We start from the raw sequence: 19999 nt of genomic DNA, 5'->3' as shown, positions 1-19999 counted from the left end.
TTGTGCCGAAAGACTTCCGGGCCGCGCTGTGCGGCCTGGGGGTCGCGCTGGCGGTCTTGGCCGCCTGCGCGCCCGTGGGAGCGTCGGCGTCCCTTCCGCAAGACGCCCCCACGCCGATCGACTGTCCTCGGTCGGTGGGGCCGGACGTCCGCTGCTACACGCTCAGGGACGAGGCCGGGGCCTGGCTGGTCATGGCCGTCCCGCAGGGCTGGACGGGGCGATTGATCGTTCATGCCCACGGCGGTCCCCGCATGGGCGCGCCGGAGGCGGACGACGGCCTCGCGGACCTGGACCGGTTCGCGGTCATGGTCCGGCGCGGCTATGCGTGGGTCGGATCGACCTATCGCCGCGGCGGCTACGGCGTGAGGTCCGCAGCCGAGGACGTCGAGCGCAGCCGATCGCTGTTCGCCGCCCATTTCGGCGCGCCCGCACTGACCCTGCTGCACGGCCAGTCGTGGGGCGGCAACGTCGCGGCCAAGGCGGCCGAGCTTCACGGGCGGAACCCGGACGGCACGACGGTCTATGACGGCGTCCTGCTGACCAACGGCGTCGTCAACGGCGGCAGTCGGGCCTATCAGTTCCGGGCCGACCTGAGAGCGGTCTACCAGTACTTCTGCCGCAACCATCCGGGGCCGTCGGACCCGCGATACCCGCTGTGGCAAGGCCTGCCGGCGGGCGCGACGATGACCCGCGCGGAGCTGCGCCGGCGCGTGGTGGCCTGCACCGGCATCGGCCTGTCGGCCCGCGACCGGACGGCGGCCCAGAGCCGGGCGAAGCGCCAGATCCTGGCGGTCACGGGGCTGCGCGAAGACGAACTGATCGACCACCTGAACTGGGCGACCTTCACCTTTCAGGATCTGGTCCATCTGCGCCTGGGCGGCCGCAATCCATTCGACAACACCGCGCGGGTCTACACAGGCTCCGACGACGACGCGGCCCTGAACGCCGGGATCGAGCGGTTCGCCGCCGATCCGGAGGCCGTGGCCCTGCTGGCCTTCGACGCCGACCTGACCGGCGATCTGCCGTCGCCGACGCTGACCGTGCATGCCCTGCATGACCCAACCGTGTTCCATTCGGCCGAGGCGGTCTATGCCGAGACGGTGCGCGCGGCGGGGCGATCCGACCTGCTGGTCCAGGTGACGACGGACGAGTCGGACCACAGCCGGCTGGAGGACTCGACCTATCTGACGGCTCTCGACGCGCTGGAAGGCTGGATCGAGACCGGTCGACGGCCCGACCCCACGGCGTTTCAGGCGCGCTGTCGCGCCCTGTCGCTGACGCCGTGCCGGTTCGTGGACTGAGGCGGCCTCAGCGCCCGTGGCGCTCGGCCACCGGGGCGTAACGGTCCCAGACGGCGCCGTCGGCCAGAGAGCGGAGCAGCTTCAAATACTCCGCGTGGGTCCAGGCCAGAGGCGTGGCCGAGTTGGTTCCCTGACCCGGCGCGTAGCCGTGCGGGGTCGGGTTTCCGACGCCGTCGAACACCTGTTCCGGCAGCAGCAGGCCGGCGTTGGCGAACCGCTCCATGCCGCGGACCCAGGTCCGGCGGATCGCCGCCCGCTCGGCCTCGGTGACCGTGCCGTCCAGGGCGGCGACGGCCAGCTCGTAGTGGCCGCGCTCGCCGGTGAAGAAGGGCCAGACGCGGCCGCGCTGACCGGGGTGCATCTGGCCGCCGACGCCGTAGTTGCCGCCGGTGTCCGCCTGCTCGCCATAGCCGTCGTTGCCGTAGCGCCTGTAGCCCGGCGTGCGGTCGCCCGCGGGCCCGAAGTCGTAGCGGACGCGAAGACGGTCCTCGCGCGTCTGGTCGTCGTATTCGGGCAGGGTGGCGACGATGGACGGCGCGTCGGCGCGGCGCACGCCGTAGCGGACCAGCTCCAGGAAGCCGCCGTCGATGATGCGGTCCTCGGGCAGGCCGGGCTGGCCGTTGTTCTCACCCAGCGTCCCCTTGTCGTTGGGATCTTCGTTGCGCGACAGGCGCAGGAAATAGTCGCCGTCGCCCAGCGAGCCCTCGGTCGTGAACATCCGCGCCTCGACCCTGGCAGCATAGTCGTCGGCGGCGGCGAGGTAGCGGGCGGCGGACTCCGGGTCGCCGGACGCGGCGGCGATGTCGGCCGCGACGGTCAGCCCCGCGATCACCGCGGCGGTCGTCGACGGGCTGAACCCTTCCTGCTCCTCCCAGCGCTCCTGCTGAGTCCAGGGCGGGGTGACGGTGCGGTCGTTCCAGAGGATTCCGACCGTGCCGCCGTCGACCAGGAAGTCGGCCGCCGGCTTCAGCATGTCGCGATAAGCTTCGGCGATCTGAGCGTCGGTCAGGTGGCCGTCCTTCCACAGCCGCCAGCCCAGCATGATCGGCATGGCGGTCTGGTCCAGCTGGACGCCGACCCATTCGATGGTGCCGTCGACCCAGGTCTTCTGCAGGAACCAGCCGGTCGCGCCGCTGTTGCCCGGCGTGTCGGCCCTGACCTGGACCTGGGGCAGGTAGCGGAAGGCGGCCAGCGGCGTCTCGGCGTCGCCCAGCGCCAGGAAGGCCATGGCCACCTGATAGAAGTCGCGCGGCCAGACGGCCTTGTAGCCGGTCGAGGGGTTGGTGGCGTCCACCGTGTCGCCCCACGGATTGGACAGCGACGCGATCAGGGCGCCGGCGTGGGTGCGGTCTTCCTGCACCTTCAGCATCAGGGCCGAGGCGTAGGCCAGTTTGCCCCCGTCGGCGGACTGGGCCGCAAGGCGCGGCAGCTGATCCAGCGAGGCCGTCCAGTCGGACCACCCCACGGCGGCGCCCGTGCCGTCATAGGTGGCCTGGACCTGATCCAGCCCGGCTTGATGCGCGTCGCGCGCCTCGCCCTCGGCCGAGCCGGCGTCGGCGCCGAAGCCGATGACGAAGTCGCGGGACAGGGTCTGGCCGCGACGCACGCGCGGCAGGGCGCCGGTCAGCATGATGTTGCCGGTCGCCTCGCCCGTCGTTGGGTGAGCGCGGTTCATGCGGCCGTTGTCTTGAAGATCCGTCAGCCCGTCCGAGGCGCCGACGAAACCGACCGAGGCGGCGGTGAACGGGACGTCGGGGATCAGGGCCAGGTGGCTGGCGCCCTCGTGGGCGAACAGGCCGTCGACCGTGGCGCGGCCCGCGTCGCCCACGCCCGTGTTGGCCATATGCGGTTCCAGCAGGACGAAGGGCACGACCGAGGCGGTAAGGGCGCGCACCTCGACCCGAACCACCAGCGCCTGACCGTCCGGATCGGTGAAGAGGCGTTTCTCGATCTCGAACCGGCCCAGCCGATCCCGGGTGGTCACGCGATACGACGGCGACAGAGGACGGCCCTGATCGTCCCTGGTCAGATAGTCGACCGTGAAGTCGGTGCCCTCGCCTTCGACCACAACGTCGTCGCCGACGACGACGGCGAGGCGCATCTGCTTGATCTGGGCCTCGTGGATAAGGCCCCACATGGTCTCGGTCAGGACGCCGTCGGCGATGGAGAACCAGACTTTGGACACCTCGCCGGTCGGCCCGCCGTCGCGGTACTGGCCGTCCACGTAGGCCTCGTAGGACGCCCCGGCGCCGACCTTGGCCGCGTTGACCCACGTCGGGGCGTCGCCCGGCGCGCCCGGCGCGGGACCGACGTCCTGCGCGAGGGCAGGCGCGGCGGCCAGCAGGGCCAGGGCGGAGACGGCGGCGAGCAGACGCATGGCAGAACTCACGGAACGGGAGGAAGAAGGAAGGTCAGGGGCACGTCCAGCCGCTGGTTCCAGCTGGGCTCGTTGTGCGCGGCGCCGGGGAAGACCAGCGAGCGGAATCGGTCGGGCCCCCAGCCGGCGTCGCGGATCACTTGGTCGATCCGCGACTGGAAGAAGGGGTAGAACTGATCCAGCGTCTCGTCGCCGCGATCCATGTAGAGGCGGTGCGTCGCCGGATCGGGCAGGCCTTCGCGCACGACGCGGCTCCAGGTCTGGACCACGACCTCGCGCCAGGCCTCCAGCCGGCCTTCGTCCAGTCGCTCGATGCGCAGCGGCCAGTGGGTGGAGACGCAGCCGGCGGCGCCGAAGGTCTCGGGCCTCTGCATCATGGCGTAGAGCGAGATCAGGCCGCCCATGCTGGAGCCCATGATCGCCGTGTCGTCCCGCCCGGGCAGGGTGCGCCAGGTCCGGTCGACCAGCGGCTTCAACTCCTCGACCAGAAAGGCGAGATATCCGTCGGAGAGAGGCTCGCCGCCGTAGAGGCCGATCAGGTCCGCCCGCACCTCGGCCGGCAGGGCCGCGATCATCGTGGCGGGCACGTATTCGCGCAGGCGCAGGGGCGTGTTGTGCACCCCCACCACGATGGGCGTCCGCACCTGTCCGGTCTCGATCAGCCGCGCCAGATGCTCGTCCACGCCCCATTCGCCGAAGGGGGCGCGGGCCGGATCGAACAGGTTCTGGCCGTCGTGCATGTAGAGCACGGGGTGACGATCCGCCCCGGCCTCATACCCCGGCGGCAGCCATACGGTGACGTCGCGCGGGGCGACGTGGGCGGAGGGCATCTGCGGCAGCTCGACCAGCGTCCCGCCGGCGACGGGTCGCCGGAAGGCGGTCAGCGCCGGGGCGGCCAGGGCGGCGGCCAGCAGTCCCCGACGGTTCATCGGGCGACCTCGCGCACCCGCAGGCTGAGCAGGGCGGCGATCAGGAAGCTGCCGCCGCCGACCACCAGCGCCCAGATCGCCTGGCCGTCGAAGACCGCGTTCAGGATCAGGCCCAGCAGGGTCGCGGCCACCAGTTGGGGCACCACGATGAAGATGTTGAACACCCCCATGTAGACGCCCATCTTGCGCCCCGGCACGGCCCCGGCCAGCAGGGCGTAGGGCAGGGACACGATCGAGGCCCAGGCGATCCCGACGCCGACCATCGGCAGCCACAGCAAGTCCGCGTCGCGGATCAGGAAGATGCCGATCAGCCCGACCCCGCCGATCGCCAGCGCCACCGCGTGCGCGCCGCGCTTGCCGATCCTCTTGGCCAGCACGGGCAGCGCGAAGGCCGCCAGCGCCGCCACGCCGTTGTAGACGCCGAACAGCACGCCCACCCAGTCCGCGCCCTGGTTGTAGGCGGCCGAGGTCGTGTCGCTGGAGCCGAAATGGACCGCCGTGACGGCGGCAGTGGTGTAGATCCACATGGCGAACAGGGCGAACCAGCTGAAGAACTGGACCCAGGCCAGGTCGCGCATGGTCAGGGGCATGGCCGCCATGTCGTCGAGGATCTCGGTCAGGCCGTTGGATCGGCCGCCGCGCCCCATGAAGCCGGCCAGCAGCTTCAGCAGACCGAAGGCGGCGACGAATCCGGCCAGGACGTACAGTTCCTTGCCGACCGCCAGACGCCAGTCGTCGGCGCCCTCGGGCAGGGCTGCGGCCTGGGCGCGGATCGTCTGGATGGCGACGAACAGCGCCGCGCCGACGATCAGCCATCCGACGGCCCAGGCGGTCTGGCCGCCGGGCGCCGCGGTGGGGACCGGCGTGGCCTCGTGGGCGGCCTCGAAGCGGTCGATCTGTTCGGGGCTGTATTCCTTCGTCGTGAACACGGTCCACAGCACGGCCGTCAGCATGGCGGCGGCGCCGACGTAGAAGCTGATGCGGACGCTGTCGGGGACGATCCCCTCCGGCGCCGTGTTGGCCACGCCCATCTGCGTCAGCAGCCACGGCAGGCAGGAGGCGAAGACCGCGCCCGTGCCGATGAAGAAGCTCTGCATCGCATAGCCGGCGGTGCGCTGTTCCTCGGGCAGGTTATCGCCGACGAAGGCGCGGAAAGGCTCCATCGTCACATTGATGGCCGCGTCCATGATCCACAGGGTCGCCGCCGCCATCCAGAGGATGGGCGCGTTGGGCATGAAGATCAGGGCGATCGTCGTCGCGATCGCGCCGAACAGGAAATAGGGCCGCCGCCGGCCCAGCGGGCCCCAGGTGCGGTCGCTGAAATGGCCGATGATGGGCTGGACGATCAGCCCGGTCAGGGGCGCGGCGATCCACAGGATGGCCAGGCTGTCGACCTCGGCGCCCAGGGTCTGGAAGATGCGGCTGGTGTTGGCGTTCTGCAGGCCGAAGCCGATCTGGATGCCGAAGAAGCCGACGCACATGTTCCAGATGGCCAACCGGGTCAGGCGCGGGCGCACCGACATGGGGGGTGCGGCGGCGGTTTCCAGGGTCATGACGGAGACCGATCGGTGGTGAGGGACGTCAGCGAAACCGAGGAAGAATTCGACGACGGGGCGCGGGCGGAATTCAGAGAAAGGGAAGACGAAAAGGTGGTCATTGTCTCCGCCCCCTGCCGATCGGCACGAAGCGGATGGCCTGGCCGCCGCCGGGGGCCAGGCGCAGGGTCAGGACGTCGGCCGAGGTGACCTCACGCCGCTCGATGACGATGGCCTCGCGCTTGGTCTTCCAGTCGGCGTCGGGCGCGTCGCGATAGATCTCGGCACGGTATCGCCGCCCGGCCTCCAGGAAGGTCAGGGGCGCGGTCAGCACGCGCGGATGCTCGTCGGTCAGAGAGCCCAGGCACCAGACGTCGGAGTTGCGGTCCTTGCGCGCGATGGTGACGTAGTCGCCGATCTCGCCGTTCAGCACACGGGTCTCGGCCCAGTCGACGGGCACGTCCTTGATGAACTGGAACGGCCCCGGATTGGCCTCGTAGTTCTCCAGCAGGTCCGCCGCCATCACCAGCGGGCTGTAGATCGCGACGTACAGCGCCAGCTGCTTGGCCCAGGTCGTGGCGATGCCGTCGGGACTGCGCGTCTCCATGCCGAAGATGCCGGGGGTGTAGTCCATCGGCCCGGCCAGCAGGCGGGTGAAGACCAGGTTCGCCTCGTGCTCCGGCGGATTGCCCGGCTGGCCCCAGGCGCTGAACTCCATGCCGCGCGCGCCCTCGCGGGTGATCATGTTCGGGTATTTGCGGCGCAGGCCCGTGTCCTTGAACGGTTCGTGGGCGTTGATCGCCACCTTGTGCTTCGCCGCCGCCTTGATGACGCGCATGTGGTGCTGGGCCATGGGCTGGCCCTCGTGCCAGGCCAGATGCGGCTTGCCGTCCGGGCCGGTGACGCGCGCCCCGCCGGCGTCGGCGACGTAGCCGGTCTTAACCGCATGCTGGCCCAGCCGCGCCATCTGCGCGAAGGCGGCCTCCATCTGCTGCTCGTAGTGATGGCCGTTTCCGCCGGTCTCATGATGGCTGATCAGTTGCACGCCCTTCGCCCGCGCATGGGCGGCGACGCGCTCCAGGTCGAAATCCGGATAGGCCCGGGTGAAGCTGTAGTCCCATCCCGTGCCGAACCACTCGCCGTCCCAGCCGACGTTCCAGCCCTCGATCAGAACGCCGTCGAAGCCGTGCTGAGCGGCGAAGTCGAGGTGCCTGATGGCATAGTCGGTGGTCGCGCCGTGCTTGGGCCCGCTGTTCCAGGTCTTCCGGTCCAGGTGCATGTCCCACCAGATGCCGACGTACTTCATCGGCTTGACCCAGCCGACGTCGCCCAGGACGTTGGGCTCGTTCAGGTTCAGGATCAGGCTGGACTCGACCAGTTCGCCGGCGGTGTCGGTGATCTGCAGCGTGCGCCACGGCGTGACGCAGGGGGTGGCCAGCTCGACGGCGGCGGCCGACAGGCCGGGCGTCAGGGCGGCGCGGAACCGGCGGCCCTCGGCGCGCGACAGGTTCATGCCGGAATAGTCCTCGCACGCCGCCTCATGGATAGAAACGTGCAGGCCGGACGCCGCGCGCACGGTCATCGGCGTCTGCGCCGCGCCCACCGCGTCGATGGCGGTGCGGTTGTAGAGATATTCCTCGCGGTTCCATTCCCAGGCCGGGATCCACCAGGCCTCGCCCGGTTCGGCCAGGGAGAACTCGGTCAGCTCCACGCCGACGTTCAGCCGGGGCAGGGCGGCCTGCTGGGGGAACTCGTAGCGGAAGCCAAGGCCGTCCTCGTAGATGCGGAACACCACGTCCATGCGCCGGGCCAGCGCCCCGCGCTCGGTCAGGGGCACGCGCATCTCGGTGAAGCGGTTTCGGATCGTGCGGCGCTCGCCCCAGGGCTGCTCCCAGGTCTCGTCCGACGAGCGGATCACCGGCGCGCCGAGGCGGAAGCCGCGCTCCAGCTTGGGCGCGTCGGTCAGGATGAAGCCCAGCTTGGACGCCGTGATCACCGGCGCGCCCAGACGCGTGACCGAGTACAACGGCCGACCGTCGCCGTCGGTGGCGACCTGGACCTCGATCGTGCCGTCGGGAGAGGCGGCCTTGGCGACCAGCGGCGCGGTCTGGGCGGCGGCGGTTCCGCCCAGCGGCAAAAGCGAGGCGCCGGCCAGGGCCAACAGGTGACGGCGGGCGATCATGCGGCGCTCCCAAGGTCAAGCTTGCCCTCTTGCCAACCCCGGGTCTCGGGGCGCATGACGGCCGTCACAAACTTTGCAGCAAATTTTGCAGCAAGGGCGTTCGAGGGGCGAGAATCCGCGTGAGCCGCAAGACCACCCGTCTGGAGGATCTGGCCAAGCTGGCCGGCGTCTCGATCTCGACCGCCTCGCGCGCGCTGAACGACAGCCCGGCGGTCAACGACAGGACCAAGCAGCTGATCTGGAAGCTGGCGCGCGAGCACGACTATCCGTTTCGCCGCCACATGCCGTCCGGCCCGATCGGGGCGGAGGCGACCCTGGCGCTGGTGGTGCCGCGGCCGCAGGGGCGCGACGGACGCCTGTTCGACCCCTTCATGCTGGAGCTGATGGCCGGGGTCAGCGAGGCCGCGCGCGACCGCGACTGCGACCTTCTGGTCAGCCATTTCTCGCCGACGTCTTACGACGACCTGATCTCGGCGATGACGACCAGCCGGGCCGAAGGCTTGATCTTTTTGGGTCAGAGCACCCTGCATGGAGCCTTCAACCGCCTGGTCCAGACCGAAGCTCGTTTCGTCGTATGGGGCGCCCAGTTGCCGGATCAGGACTACTGCTGCGTCGGATCCGACAACATCGCGGGCGGGCGCCGCGCGACGCTCCATCTGGCGCGGCTGGGTCGCAAGCGGATCGTCTTCCTGGGCGATCTCGATCCCCCCGAGGCCATGCAGCGCCAGCGCGGTTACGTCGACGCGCTGGAGGCGGCGGGCCTGCCGTTCGATCCGGACCTGGTCGTCGACGCCCATTTCGAGGTCGAGTCGGCCGAGGCCTCGCTCGACTCGCTGATCCACCGCGGCGTGGCCTTCGACGGGGTGGTCTGCGCCTCGGACCAGATCGCCCTGGGCGCCATGCGGGCGCTGGAACGCGAGGGCCGCCGCGTGCCGCACGACGTCTCGGTGATCGGCTTCGACAACGTCCCGTTCAGCCGCTACAGCCGCCCCGCCCTGACCACCATCGCCCAGGACACCCAGAAGGCCGGTCGCCTGATGGTGTCCAAGCTGCTGGACGCCGGCGGAGAAACGGCCGGTCGCTCCGAGCGGGTGCCCGCGGACCTGATCGTGCGGGAAAGCTGCGGCGGCTGAGCTCATCCGACCGGCGCCAGGATGACGCCCGCCAGCGGGGGCAGGGCGTCGATCGGATCTTCCGGCGCGTTGACGCGCTCGACCACGGCCCAGCCGTCGGGCGCCGACCATGTCTCCGGCTTGAAGCCCAGATTGAAGACGCACAACCGGCGCTCGGCGCCCGAGCCCCGTGTGAAGCCCAGCAGGTCTCCAGCCATGTCGAGCATGGTCATGTCGCCGGCGCGCAGGCCGGGATGGCGGCGGCGCAGGGCCGCCGCGCGGCGCGCGGCGTGCAAGGTCGAGAAGGAATCGGCTTCCTGCCGGTCCACGGCCAGGTCGACGTGGGCGGGGTCTACGGGCAGCCAGGGCTCGGCGGTCGAAAATCCCGCGAACGGCGCGTCGGCGCGCCAGGGCAGGGGGGTGCGCGCCCCGTCGCGGCCCAGGGTCTGGGGCCAGTTGGCGATGGCTTCGGGATCCTTCAGCCGGTCGAACGGCACCTCGGCCTGCGGCAGGCCCAGCTCCTCGCCCTGATAGACGATGGCGGTGCCGCGCAGACACATCAGCAGGACCAGCGCCATCTCCGCGAAGGCCTTGCGGTCGCGACCGGCGGCCCAGCGCGACACCGCGCGCGGGGCGTCATGGTTGGAGAAGGTCCAACTGGGCCAGCCCTGGTGATCGCGCCCGTGCCATATTTCCGCACCCTCGCGCGCCAGTTTGGCGGTCAGGGCCGGGGCATAGAGGTAGAGAAAGCCATAGGCGCTGTTCAGCCGGTCGTCGCCGTGAGTGAAGGCCTGCATCTCGCGTTCGGCATGGTCGCCGCCGACCTCCGCCACGGTGAAGCGGCCTTCATATGAGTCCGTCAGCGCGCGTATGCGCTTGAGGAAATCGACGATGCCCGGCTGGGACTGGTTGTGGACCTTGTCCTGAAAGTCGAACGGGCGGCTGCGCTTTCCGCCGGGCGGCAGGGGCGGATTGTCGGCCAGCGACGGGTCGTGCATCGAGAAGTTGATGGCGTCCAGGCGGAAGCCGTCGACACCCCGGTCCAGCCAGAACCGCGCGACGTCCAGCAGGGCGTCCTGAACCTCCGGCAGGTGCAGGTTCAGCTGTGGCTGCTCGGGCAGGAAGTTGTGCATGTAGTACTGGCCGCGCCGCGCGTCCCAGGTCCAGGCCGGGCCGCCGAAGACGGACTGCCAGTTCGACGGCGGGCTGCCGTCCGACTTGGCGTCGGCCCAGACGTACCAGTCGGCGTAGGGGCCGGTGCGGGCGCGGCGGCTCTCCTGGAACCAGGCGTGACGGTCCGAGGTGTGGGCGAAGACCAGGTCGGTGATGACCTTCAACCCCAGCTCATGCGCGCGGGTCAGAATGCGGTCGAAGTCGTCCAGATCGCCGAAGATGGGATCCACGGCGCGATAGTCGGCGACGTCGTAGCCGAAATCCTTCATCGGCGAGGCGTAGAAGGGCGACAGCCAGACGGCGTCCACGCCCAGCGAGGCGACGTGGTCGAGGTTAGCCAGAACCCCCGGCAGATCCCCCACGCCGTCGCCGTTAGAGTCGGCGAAGCTGCGCGGATAGATCTGATAGATCACCGCGCCGCGCCACCATTCGGTCGGCTGATCCGTGTAAGACGCGGTGGGCTTGGTCAGGGTCTGAACGGTCAACGCGGGTCCTCGGATACGCAAACGATGTAGTCGAGCGGCGCCACCCGCACGTCGACGGAGCCCGGCGCCGTCGCCCGCGGGGCGCACGCGCCGTGAAGCGCGCGCCAAGCGAGCGACGTGGGCTCAACCGCGACTCGGGCCTCGATCGGCGTGGCGCCGGTGTTGAACACCACCAGAACCTCGCCCGGCAGATCGTCGGCCAGACGCGAGAACGCGTAAAGCCCCGGCCCGTCGTCGGCGTGACGCGTCACCTGCAGGCCGCGACGCAGCAGCGGAGTCTCGCGCCGGATGCGAGCCATCTGGGACAGGCGGACATAGAGGGGGGCTGAGGCGTCATAGGGGTCGTGCCGTCCGCCGACCCGGCGTCCGTCGCGATAGTCCGGCACGTCGGACCCCCACATGTCGTGGCGCGACCGGCCATAGTCGCCCTCGCCCATGAAGCCCTGCTCGTCGCCGTAGTAGATCACCGGCACGCCGCGCGAGAACATCATCAGGGCGTGGGCCAGGGTGGTGCGGGCCAGAAGTTCGTCGTCGGAGACGTCCGGTCGGTCCTTGGCCAGGAACCAGCCGATCCGCCCCATGTCGTGGTTGCCCAGGAAGGTCGGCAGGGTCAGCGCCGCCTGCTCTCCGCCCTCGTAAACCGGGTCCGCCGCGTGGACGCGCGCCAGGGCGTCGGGACCCGCGCGCCCCGCGGCCACGTCCGTCGCCTTGGTCTGGAAGGCGAAGTCCAGCACCGACGGCAGGCCGTCGACGCGCGTGTGCCGAGCCAGGGCGGCCGGGTCGTGGTCGTAGACCTCGCCGAAGATGTGGAAGTTCGGGATGCCGCGTGCCGCCGCCCGCGCCCGCATGGCCGGCACGAAGGCCTGCCAGAACTCCGGGTTCACGTGCTTGGCCGTGTCGATCCGGAAGCCGTCGATGCCCAGCCGGTCGATCCAGTCGCCGTAGACGTCGATGAAGCCCTGAACGGCGCGCGGGTGCTCGGTCATCACCCCGTCCAGCCCGGCGAAGTCGCCCAGCAGCGAACTCTCGCCGCGAAAGGTCGAGTCGCCGCGGTTGTGATAGACGCCCGGATCGTTGAGCCAACCGGGTGCCTTGGAGTCGCGCTCGACGTCGGGGACATAGGGCTGATAGGCCCAATCGACGCGCGTCAGCGCCGCGAAGGTCTCGGGGCGGGCGGGGTCGAAGCCGGCGTTGATCGCGGGCCCGTCCACGCCGCCCGCGCGGGTCCACGGATGGTCCGCCGTGCCGCGATAGGCGCAGTTCGTGCATCCCCGGTACTGGATCACGTCGGCGGTGTGGTTGGTGACGATGTCCAGATAGACCTTGATGCCCCGCGCGTGGGCCGCGTCGACGAAGGCCTTCAGATCGGCGTCGGTCCCGAAATGCGGGTCCACGGAGGTGAAATCCAGGATCCAGTAGCCGTGATAGCCGGCCGACTCGCGGCCCGGGGCACCCTGCACCGGTTTGTTGCGGAACACCGGCGCGATCCAGATCGCCGTGACGCCCAGCCTCTGGATGTAGTCCAGACGCCGCGTCAATCCGGCCAGGTCGCCCCCGTGATAAAAATCGGGATGGGCGGAATCGAATCCGGTCGCGAGGCGATCGCCCATGAGGCCGCCCCGGTCGTTCGACGGATCGCCGTTGGCGAAGCGGTCCGGCAGCAGGAAATAGATCACCTCGTCCTGCGGGAGGCGGGCCCGCATGGCCGAAGTCGGGTTCGGCGCCTGTGCTGAGGCCATGCCTCCCGCGGCCGCCAGCGCCAGCGCCAGCATGCCGGCCAAGGCGGTCGCCCGGGGTCGTCTTCCCGCCATGTCGCCCGTTCCTCCCCGCCGGCGCGGTTCATTGCCGCAGCGTGCGTTTGCAAGTTTTTGCAGCGATTTCCACGCCTGTCAACGCGACAGTCGGGCGCCGGGACGGGGGCAATAATGTGTCATGTAGGACAACGAGTCCGCCAAATAAGGCGAAGAAGGTCGCCCTGATCTCGACGCGGAGATTAATCGCTTGCAATGCGTCGCCGTGTTTGCATTGATTTGCGAACCGCGGATCGCTTCAGGAGAAGGCGGCCGCTCGGGAGGATCGAGATGAGAACCACGCACACCCGTCGCGCGCGCCTGCTTACCGGCGCCGCAGCATTCGCAATGAGCCTGGCCCTTGTCGGCGTCGCGCACGCCCAGTCGGCCGATCAGGACCCCGAGGTCACCGAGGTCGACGAGATCGTCGTCACCGGCATCCGCGCATCGATCGAAAGCTCGATCGCGACCAAGCGGGACGAAACCTCGATCGTCGAGGTCGTGACCGCCGAAGACATCGGCAAGCTGCCGGACGTCTCCATCGCCGAATCGCTGGGCCGTCTGCCCGGCCTGGCGCTGCAACGGCTGGACGGCCGCGGCCAGAACATTTCGATCCGCGGCCTGGGCCCGGACTTCACCACCGCGCTGCTGAACGGCCGCGAGCAGGTGTCCACCGGCGACAACCGCGGCGTCGAGTTCGACCAGTATCCGTCGGAACTGCTGGGCAGCGTCGTGGTCTACAAGACGCCGGATTCGGCCCTGACCGGTCAGGGCCTGGCCGGCACTGCGGACCTGCGCGTCGTCCGGCCGTTGGAGTACGGACGGCGGGCCTTGGCTGCCAACATCCGCTATGAGCGCAACGACATCGGCGCCCTGAACGCGGGAACGACCGACGACGGCAATCGCTTCAGCATCTCCTACATCGACCAGTTCGCCGACGACACGATCGGGATCGTGCTCGGCTATGCTCACATCGAGAGCCCCTATCAGTCCGAGCGCTTCAACGCCTGGGGCTATCCGGAAGTGACGGGCGGCGGGCCGCGCGTGATCGGCGGGTCGAAGCCTTATGTGATGTCGTCGGAGCTTGAACGCGACGGTTGGATCGGCGTGCTGGAATACCGGCCGAACGATCAACTGCACATGACGTTCGACGCCTTCTATTCGCAGTTCGACAACACGCAGATCCTGCGCGGCATCGAGCTGCCGCTGTTCTGGTCGGCGGCGACCCTGCAGCCGGGCTATACCGTCGAGGACGGTTTGGTCACATCCGGCACCTACACCGGCGTCAAGGGCGTCGTCCGCAACGACGTCAACACCCGCGACAGCGAGCTGCTGTCGCTGGGCTGGAACATCGAGCAGCAGATCAACGAAAACTGGTCGTTCTCCGCCGACCTCAGCTTCTCGTCGGTGGAGCGCACCGACGTGGTCCTAGAGACCTACGCCGGCACGGGCCGGGGCCCGGCGGGCGTCACCGACACGATCGGGTTCCGAACTGGCGATGACATCACCCGGTTCACGCCGGCCCTGGACTACGGCGACTTCAACCTGATCCGGCTGACCAGCCCGCAGGGTTGGGGCGGGGACATCATCCCGGGCGGCCAGGACGGCTATCTGAACAACCCGTCCATCACCGACGACCTGACGTCTCTGCGCACCTCCGTGAAGGGGGACGTCGATTTCGGGGGCTTCATCGACGGCGTCGAGGTGGGGCTGCACATGTCCCGGCGCGAAAAGGAGTTCATCAACGATCAGTTCTTCCTGGGCATTCCGGGCGGGGCCACGGTCGTGGTGCCGAACGAGTTCCGTCTGGCGCCGACGTCGCTGGCCTATCTCGGCATTCCGCGGATGATCAGCTACGACGCCCTGGGGCTGGTCAACAGCGGCTTCTACAACATGGTCCGCAACCCCAACGCCGACGTGGCCGCGGGCAACTGGCGGGTCACCGAAAGCGTGATGACGCCGTTCGTGAAGTTCGACGTCGACACCACGATGTTCGGACTGCCGACCCGCGGCAACTTCGGCGTCCAGTTCGTCCACACCGACCAGGACTCGCAGGGCTTCGCTTCGCGCCAGCTTGGCACCGGCGTGTCGGCGACCCAGGCGGTCGAGGGCGGCGACGACTACTGGGAGATTCTGCCCAGCACGAACCTGATCTTCGAGCTGGAAGAAGGCCGCATCGTCCGCTTCGCCGCGGCCCGCACCCTGGCCCGCGCCCGTATGGACGAGATGCGTGCCAGCCGGACCTTCAACTACAACGCCACGCTGGATGATCCGGCGGCTCCGGGGACCAACACTCCGCCGTTCAATCCGTCGAACCCGCCCTTCACCGGCAGCGGCGGCAATCCCGAACTTCGGCCCTGGATCGCCAACGTCGTCGACCTGTCGTTCGAGCAGTATTTCGGGCGCCAGGCCTATTTCTCGGTCGCGGTCTTCTACAAGGATCTGGAATCCTACATCTACAACCAGACGCTTCCGTTCGATTACACCGGCTATGCGCCCACCACGGCGGTCTATCGCCAGGGCACTGTGTCCACGCCGGAGAACGGAACGGGCGGCGAAATCTACGGCGTCGAAGCGGCCGTCTCCATGCCGTTCGACATGTTCCACCCGGCGCTTGAAGGCTTCGGCGGCAACTTCTCGATCTCGCAGACCGAGAGCAACATCGAGACCAGCCCCGGCAGCTCCAACCCGATCCCTGGCCTGTCGGAGACCGTGGCCAACGTCACGATCTACTATGAGAAGGACGGCTTCCAGGCCCGCGCCTCGAACCGTTACCGCTCGGAGTTTCTGGGCGAGGTCGCCGGTTTCGGCAACGGGCGCACCTTCCGTCAGGTCGGCGCCGAAAGCATCATCGACGCCCAGATCGGCTATGAGTTCCAGTCCGGTCCGCTGGACGGCTTCTCGGCCCTGTTCCAGGTCAACAACCTGACCGACGAGCCCTTCTACACCTATGAGGCCGGCGACGAGCGTCGGGTCATCGACCATCAGACCTACGGCCGGACCTTCCTGATCGGCCTGAACTACCGTTACTGATCTCCTGGGACGGTCCGGGGCCTTCGGGCTCCGGGCCTCTCAACTGAAAGCCGGACGCGAAGGCCCCTTCGGCGTCCGGCTTTTCTTTTGTCCGGAGTTGGGCCGCCTCAGGCGGCGCGGACCGTGCCGCCGGCCCACATGCCGCGCGCCTTCAGGAAATCCTCGTGATCCGGCAGGGCGCGGGCCGCTTGGGCGACGCGCCCTGCCGAGGCGTCGAGGAAGGCGTCGACGCGCGCCGGATCCTGGAAGCCGTACAGGGGATTGCGTCCACGCGGCCGGATGCCTTGACCCCACATGACGGCCAGCCAGCTTCCCATCGAGAAATATTCGTCGGCGCCGACCTGGAACAGCTGGCCGCGGTCACGGAAGGGCTCGACCCGCTCCGCGAGGCTGTCTGGAATGGGCATGTCGCGCACGTGCCGCCACAGGGGTTCGTCGTCGCGCAGCGTGGCGTGGTAATGCAAGATGACGAAGTCGCGCACCAGCTCGACCTCGCGGCCCAGGCGACGGTTGTAGGCGTCGATGTTGGCCTGGCTGAAGCCCATGTCCGGGAAATGCTGCAGCAGACGCGTCACGCCGGACTGCACCAGATGGATGCTGGTCGATTCCAACGGTTCGATGAAGCCCGACGACAGGCCGAGGCTGACGACGTTCTTCAGCCAGTACGCCTTGCGGCGGCCGGTGACGAACTTCAGCTGTCGGGGTTCGGCCAGCGCCTCGCCGTCAAGGTTGGCGAGAAGGGTTTCCCGCGTTTCCTCGTCGGTGGCGAAGTCGGAGCAGTAGACGTAGCCGTTGCCTGTCCGGTGCTGAAGAGCGATGCGCCACTGCCAGCCCGCCGGGCGCGCCGTGGAGGTGGTGTAGGGCGTCGCTGGGCCGACACGCGCGCATGGCACGGCCCAGGCGCGATTCATCGGCAGCCAGTGCGACCAGTCCTCGTAACCCGCTTTCAGCGCACCTTCGATCAGCAGGCCGCGGAACCCCGTGCAGTCGATGAACAGGTCGGCCGACAGGCTGCGGCCGTCCTTCAGCGTGACCGAGGCGACGAAGCCGTCCTTCGGCCGCTGCACGACCTCGACGACCTGGCCCTCGATCCGCTGTATGCCGCGGCCTTCGCAGACCTTGCGCAGGTATTGGGCATAGAGCCCGGCGTCGAAATGATAGGCGGTGAACAGGCTGGCCAGCGGCGATCGGGGGTCGGCGTCGCGAACGCCCACCTTGCCCAGCTTCGCCGCCTCGGCGCAGATCGAATGCGCCTCCAAATCGCCGCCCTTGCCGCGCGCGTGGGCGGTCATCCAGGTCTGCTGGAAGTCGCCCAGCGTCGGCCCCGGTCCGAAGGTGCCGAAGGGATGGAAATAGCGCGTGCCCTTCACGCCCCAGTCGATGAACTCAATGCCCAGCTTCAGGGACGCCTGGGTGGCGCGCATGAACTCCGCGTCGTCGAGGCCGATCATGGCGTTGAAGTCGCGGATGGGGGGCACGGTGGCCTCGCCCACACCGACGATGCCGATGTCTTCGGACTCCAGAAGACATACCTTCACATGGGGACCGCACGCGCGTTCCAGCGCCGCGGCCGCCATCCACCCGGCTGTCCCCCCGCCGACGATCAGGACGCTGCGGATCGGTTCGGTCATCTGACTGGTTTCTCCCTCGGTTCAGCCTAGTTTCGGGCCTGTCGAACTCAAGCGGAACCAGCGCGCTCGGGGCGGTCATGCGTAGTGGCGGCCGGCCGTGCGGCCCGCTCAACGAACTCGGTCCCGGCCAACTGGTCCCAGAAGCGGAAGTAGAGGCCGTAGTTGCCGTTGAAGCGCTTGTGGTGGCCGTCGTGGTGGGTGGCGGTGATGAGCCACTTCAGCGGGGCGCGCGCCAGCCAGCCTTCGGGCCAGACCTCGCGTCCGGCGTGGTTGAGCACGGCGCTGAGGCTCATCAGCGTCAGCAGGGCCAGGGCGACGCCCCAGTGAATCGGCACTACCAGCGCCAGCGCCGGCAGGAACCAGGCTGTGGCAGCCGCCTCGGCCGGGTCGAAGGCGAAGGAGGCGAAGGGGCTGGGGTCGCGTGAGCGGTGGTGCTCGGCGTGGGTCCAGGCGAAGAGCCGCGGATGATGCAGGGCGCGGTGCAGCCAGTAGTAGAAGGCGTCGTGCGCCAGCAGATAGAGCACGAAGCTGGCCGGCAGCCACCACAGGGGATGCTGCGTCACATCGGCATAGACGGCCGTGCCGCCGCGCTTCCACAGTTCGACCACCACGGCGGCGGGCAAGGCGTAGATGGGCGAGGAGATCAGGGAGGCCACGATCTCGCGCCGCAGGCGGGCCGGCACGAACGGCGTGCGGTTCAGCGGGCGGCCGCGACCCGCGCCACGCCACAGCAGGGCGTGCGTCGCCGCGGCCACGATCAGATAGCGCACGGCGATGATCAGGCTGAGGGCCAGGGTCGTGACCGCGACGTCGAGCGCGAAGGACGTGGACATGGGCTGAAAGGGCGGCATTCGGTCGCCCCGGTCAAGCGCCATGGCGACGCGCCGGGCCTTGCTTTAGACTGACGCCCGATGTCGCCGCTCGCCTTCCTTCTGATCCTGGTCGTGACCTTCCTGGGGATGGAGGTCTTCGCCTGGGTCATGCACCGCTATGTGATGCACGGCTGGCTGTGGAGCTGGCACCGCAGCCATCACGAGCCGCGCGAGGGGGCGTTCGAGCTGAACGACCTGTTCGCAGTCGTGTTTGCCCTGCCGGCCATCGTTCTGATCGCGATCGGGACGTGGTCGAACGTCTGGGCCCTGCCGGTCGGGCTGGGGATCACGGCCTATGGCGCGGTCTATTTCTATTTCCACGACGGACTGGTGCATCGCCGATTCCCGACCGGCTTCGACGGACGGTCGGGCTTCTGGCAGCGGCGGATCCAGGCGCACCGGCTGCATCACGCCATCCACACCAAGCACGGCTGCGTGTCCTACGGCTTCCTGTGGGTGCGGTCGGCGCGCGCGCTGAAGGCCGAGCTGGTTCAGAAGCGCGGGTCGTCCAGCAGCGGCGCCTGAGCCAGGGCCGTCAGGTCCGGCGAGCCGGTGCAGAAACAGGCCAGCCGCAGCTGGGTCGCCAGCACCTCGAAATGGTCGATCACAGCTTCGGTGGAGGTCAGGGCCGCGTCCAGCACGCCGGCGGCCTGACCCACCAGACGCGCGCCGAGGCGGATGGCCCGCGCCGCGTCCAGCCCGTCGCGCACCCCGCCTGACCCGATCAGTTCCAGCTCCGGCGCGGCGCGGGCGCAGTCGATCAGGCTGCGCGCCGTCGGCACGCCCCAACCGGCGAAGGGGGCGGCCACGGCCTCGGCCCGGCCGCCGATCTGCCGCGCGCCCTCGATCAGCCCCCAGTTGGTGCCGCCGGCGCCCGCCACGTCCAGCGCTGCGACGCCCATGTCGGCCAGCCGCCGCGCTGCGGCGCCCGACAGGCCGGCGCCCGTCTCCTTGACCACCAGCCGTCCGGGGAAGGCGGCGGCGACGGCCTCGATGCCGGCGGCGACGCCGCGCCAGTCGCGGTCGCCCTCGGGCTGAACGGCCTCCTGCAGCGGATTGAGGTGCAGGATCAGGGCGTCGGCGCCGATCATCTCCACCGCACGGCGGGCATGGTCGAGGCCGTAGCCGCGCGCGAACTGCACCGCGCCGAGGTTGGCCAGGATCAGGGCGTCGGGGGCCCGGCGACGCAGGCCGTCGTCGAGCCCGTGCCCGCCGTTCGTCTCCAGAGCCACCCTCTGCGATCCGACGGCCAGCGCCAGCCCCAGCGTCTGGGCCGCCTCGGCCAGCCGGGCGTTGATCGCCTCGGCCCGCGAGGGTCCGCCGGTCATGGAGCTGATCAGGAAGGGCAGGGCCAATGGACGGCCGAGGAAGCGGGTCGAGAGGTCGATGGCGTCGTGGTCGAGATCCGGCAGGGCTTCGTGCACGAAGCGGACGGCGTCGAGGCCCGGGCCGACGGCGGCGCGCCCGCGCCCGGCCAGGACGTGGTCGATGTGCTCGTCCTTCCTCCGGATCAGGTCGTCGGCGTCGGACGGCATCCGAATCGGCTCCAAGGCGGCTTGCATCCGGGACGGTCGTGATG

At 69.4% G+C, this 19999-nt stretch carries 13 protein-coding genes; 4 read left to right on the top strand and 9 right to left on the bottom strand.

Features of this window, described 5'->3' with window-relative positions:
* The first annotated feature begins 2 nt into the window (after nucleotides 1–2).
* Nucleotides 3–1301 (top strand): hypothetical protein, encoded by a 1299-nt coding sequence (locus tag VGN45_RS02225; RefSeq protein WP_327458843.1) that lies wholly within the window; start codon nucleotides 3–5, stop codon nucleotides 1299–1301.
* 7 nt (nucleotides 1302–1308) lie between these two features.
* Here VGN45_RS02225 and VGN45_RS02220 read toward each other — a convergent pair whose 3' ends face one another.
* The 4 genes from VGN45_RS02220 to VGN45_RS02205 form a co-directional block, all read right to left on the bottom strand.
* The gene (locus tag VGN45_RS02220) at nucleotides 1309–3678 is read right to left on the bottom strand and encodes a glucan 1,4-alpha-glucosidase (RefSeq protein ID WP_327458841.1); all 2370 of its coding nucleotides are present in this window, start codon (nucleotides 3676–3678) and stop codon (nucleotides 1309–1311) included.
* An 8-nt stretch (nucleotides 3679–3686) separates the two neighbouring features.
* Nucleotides 3687–4607: an alpha/beta hydrolase gene (locus VGN45_RS02215; RefSeq protein WP_327458839.1), complete on the bottom strand. Its 921-nt coding sequence runs from the start codon at nucleotides 4605–4607 to the stop codon at nucleotides 3687–3689.
* On the bottom strand, nucleotides 4604–6160 hold the full coding sequence (locus VGN45_RS02210; RefSeq protein WP_327458837.1) for an MFS transporter: 1557 nt from the start codon (nucleotides 6158–6160) through the stop codon (nucleotides 4604–4606). The genes VGN45_RS02215 and VGN45_RS02210 overlap by 4 nt, the downstream gene beginning before the upstream one ends.
* A gap of 100 nt (nucleotides 6161–6260) precedes the next feature.
* Complete coding sequence (locus VGN45_RS02205; RefSeq protein WP_327458835.1) at nucleotides 6261–8324, bottom strand: glycoside hydrolase family 97 protein; 2064 nt, start codon at nucleotides 8322–8324, stop codon at nucleotides 6261–6263.
* A 29-nt stretch (nucleotides 8325–8353) separates the two neighbouring features.
* On the opposite strand from VGN45_RS02205, the gene VGN45_RS02200 reads away from it, so the two are divergent.
* Nucleotides 8354–9457, top strand: coding sequence for a LacI family DNA-binding transcriptional regulator (locus VGN45_RS02200; protein ID WP_414643378.1), 1104 nt, complete (start codon nucleotides 8354–8356; stop codon nucleotides 9455–9457).
* A gap of 2 nt (nucleotides 9458–9459) precedes the next feature.
* Here VGN45_RS02200 and VGN45_RS02195 read toward each other — a convergent pair whose 3' ends face one another.
* The gene (locus VGN45_RS02195) at nucleotides 9460–11094 is read right to left on the bottom strand and encodes an alpha-amylase family glycosyl hydrolase (RefSeq protein WP_327458830.1); all 1635 of its coding nucleotides are present in this window, start codon (nucleotides 11092–11094) and stop codon (nucleotides 9460–9462) included.
* Nucleotides 11091–12905: an alpha-amylase family glycosyl hydrolase gene (locus VGN45_RS02190; RefSeq protein WP_327458828.1), complete on the bottom strand. Its 1815-nt coding sequence runs from the start codon at nucleotides 12903–12905 to the stop codon at nucleotides 11091–11093. The genes VGN45_RS02195 and VGN45_RS02190 overlap by 4 nt, the downstream gene beginning before the upstream one ends.
* A 327-nt stretch (nucleotides 12906–13232) precedes the next feature.
* On the opposite strand from VGN45_RS02190, the gene VGN45_RS02185 reads away from it, so the two are divergent.
* The gene (locus VGN45_RS02185) at nucleotides 13233–15917 is read left to right on the top strand and encodes a TonB-dependent receptor (RefSeq protein WP_327458826.1); all 2685 of its coding nucleotides are present in this window, start codon (nucleotides 13233–13235) and stop codon (nucleotides 15915–15917) included.
* Nucleotides 15918–16024: 107 nt separating this feature from the next.
* On the opposite strand, the gene VGN45_RS02180 is transcribed toward VGN45_RS02185, so the two are convergent.
* Complete coding sequence (locus VGN45_RS02180; RefSeq protein ID WP_327458824.1) at nucleotides 16025–17548, bottom strand: tryptophan halogenase family protein; 1524 nt, start codon at nucleotides 17546–17548, stop codon at nucleotides 16025–16027.
* Between the two features lie 47 nt (nucleotides 17549–17595).
* Nucleotides 17596–18381, bottom strand: coding sequence for a sterol desaturase family protein (locus VGN45_RS02175; RefSeq protein WP_327458822.1), 786 nt, complete (start codon nucleotides 18379–18381; stop codon nucleotides 17596–17598).
* A gap of 78 nt (nucleotides 18382–18459) precedes the next feature.
* On the opposite strand from VGN45_RS02175, the gene VGN45_RS02170 reads away from it, so the two are divergent.
* On the top strand, nucleotides 18460–18945 hold the full coding sequence (locus VGN45_RS02170; protein WP_327458820.1) for a sterol desaturase family protein: 486 nt from the start codon (nucleotides 18460–18462) through the stop codon (nucleotides 18943–18945).
* On the opposite strand, the gene fni is transcribed toward VGN45_RS02170, so the two are convergent.
* On the bottom strand, nucleotides 18912–19955 hold the full coding sequence (fni, locus tag VGN45_RS02165; RefSeq protein WP_327458818.1) for a type 2 isopentenyl-diphosphate Delta-isomerase: 1044 nt from the start codon (nucleotides 19953–19955) through the stop codon (nucleotides 18912–18914). The two genes, VGN45_RS02170 and fni, sit on opposite strands and share 34 nt — an antisense overlap.
* Nucleotides 19956–19999 lie beyond the last annotated feature (44 nt).

The sequence above is a fragment of the Brevundimonas sp. genome (genome assembly GCF_035999125.1).
Classification (GTDB): Bacteria; Pseudomonadota; Alphaproteobacteria; order Caulobacterales; family Caulobacteraceae; genus Brevundimonas.
Note: the sequence above shows the minus strand (reverse complement) of the source record. Positions and strands in the feature narration are given on the sequence as shown.

What these genes read in the sequence shown, in the direction of transcription:
- fni (WP_327458818.1), bottom strand. Translation starts at nt 19,955, where the DNA reads ATGCCGTCCGACGCCGACGACCTGATCCGGAGGAAGGACGAGCACATC.
- VGN45_RS02205 (WP_327458835.1), bottom strand. Translation starts at nt 8,324, where the DNA reads ATGATCGCCCGCCGTCACCTGTTGGCCCTGGCCGGCGCCTCGCTTTTG.
- VGN45_RS02220 (WP_327458841.1), bottom strand. Translation starts at nt 3,678, where the DNA reads ATGCGTCTGCTCGCCGCCGTCTCCGCCCTGGCCCTGCTGGCCGCCGCG.
- VGN45_RS02175 (WP_327458822.1), bottom strand. Translation starts at nt 18,381, where the DNA reads ATGTCCACGTCCTTCGCGCTCGACGTCGCGGTCACGACCCTGGCCCTC.
- VGN45_RS02185 (WP_327458826.1), top strand. Translation starts at nt 13,233, where the DNA reads ATGAGCCTGGCCCTTGTCGGCGTCGCGCACGCCCAGTCGGCCGATCAG.
- VGN45_RS02215 (WP_327458839.1), bottom strand. Translation starts at nt 4,607, where the DNA reads ATGAACCGTCGGGGACTGCTGGCCGCCGCCCTGGCCGCCCCGGCGCTG.
- VGN45_RS02190 (WP_327458828.1), bottom strand. Translation starts at nt 12,905, where the DNA reads ATGGCGGGAAGACGACCCCGGGCGACCGCCTTGGCCGGCATGCTGGCG.
- VGN45_RS02170 (WP_327458820.1), top strand. Translation starts at nt 18,460, where the DNA reads ATGTCGCCGCTCGCCTTCCTTCTGATCCTGGTCGTGACCTTCCTGGGG.
- VGN45_RS02180 (WP_327458824.1), bottom strand. Translation starts at nt 17,548, where the DNA reads ATGACCGAACCGATCCGCAGCGTCCTGATCGTCGGCGGGGGGACAGCC.
- VGN45_RS02210 (WP_327458837.1), bottom strand. Translation starts at nt 6,160, where the DNA reads ATGACCCTGGAAACCGCCGCCGCACCCCCCATGTCGGTGCGCCCGCGC.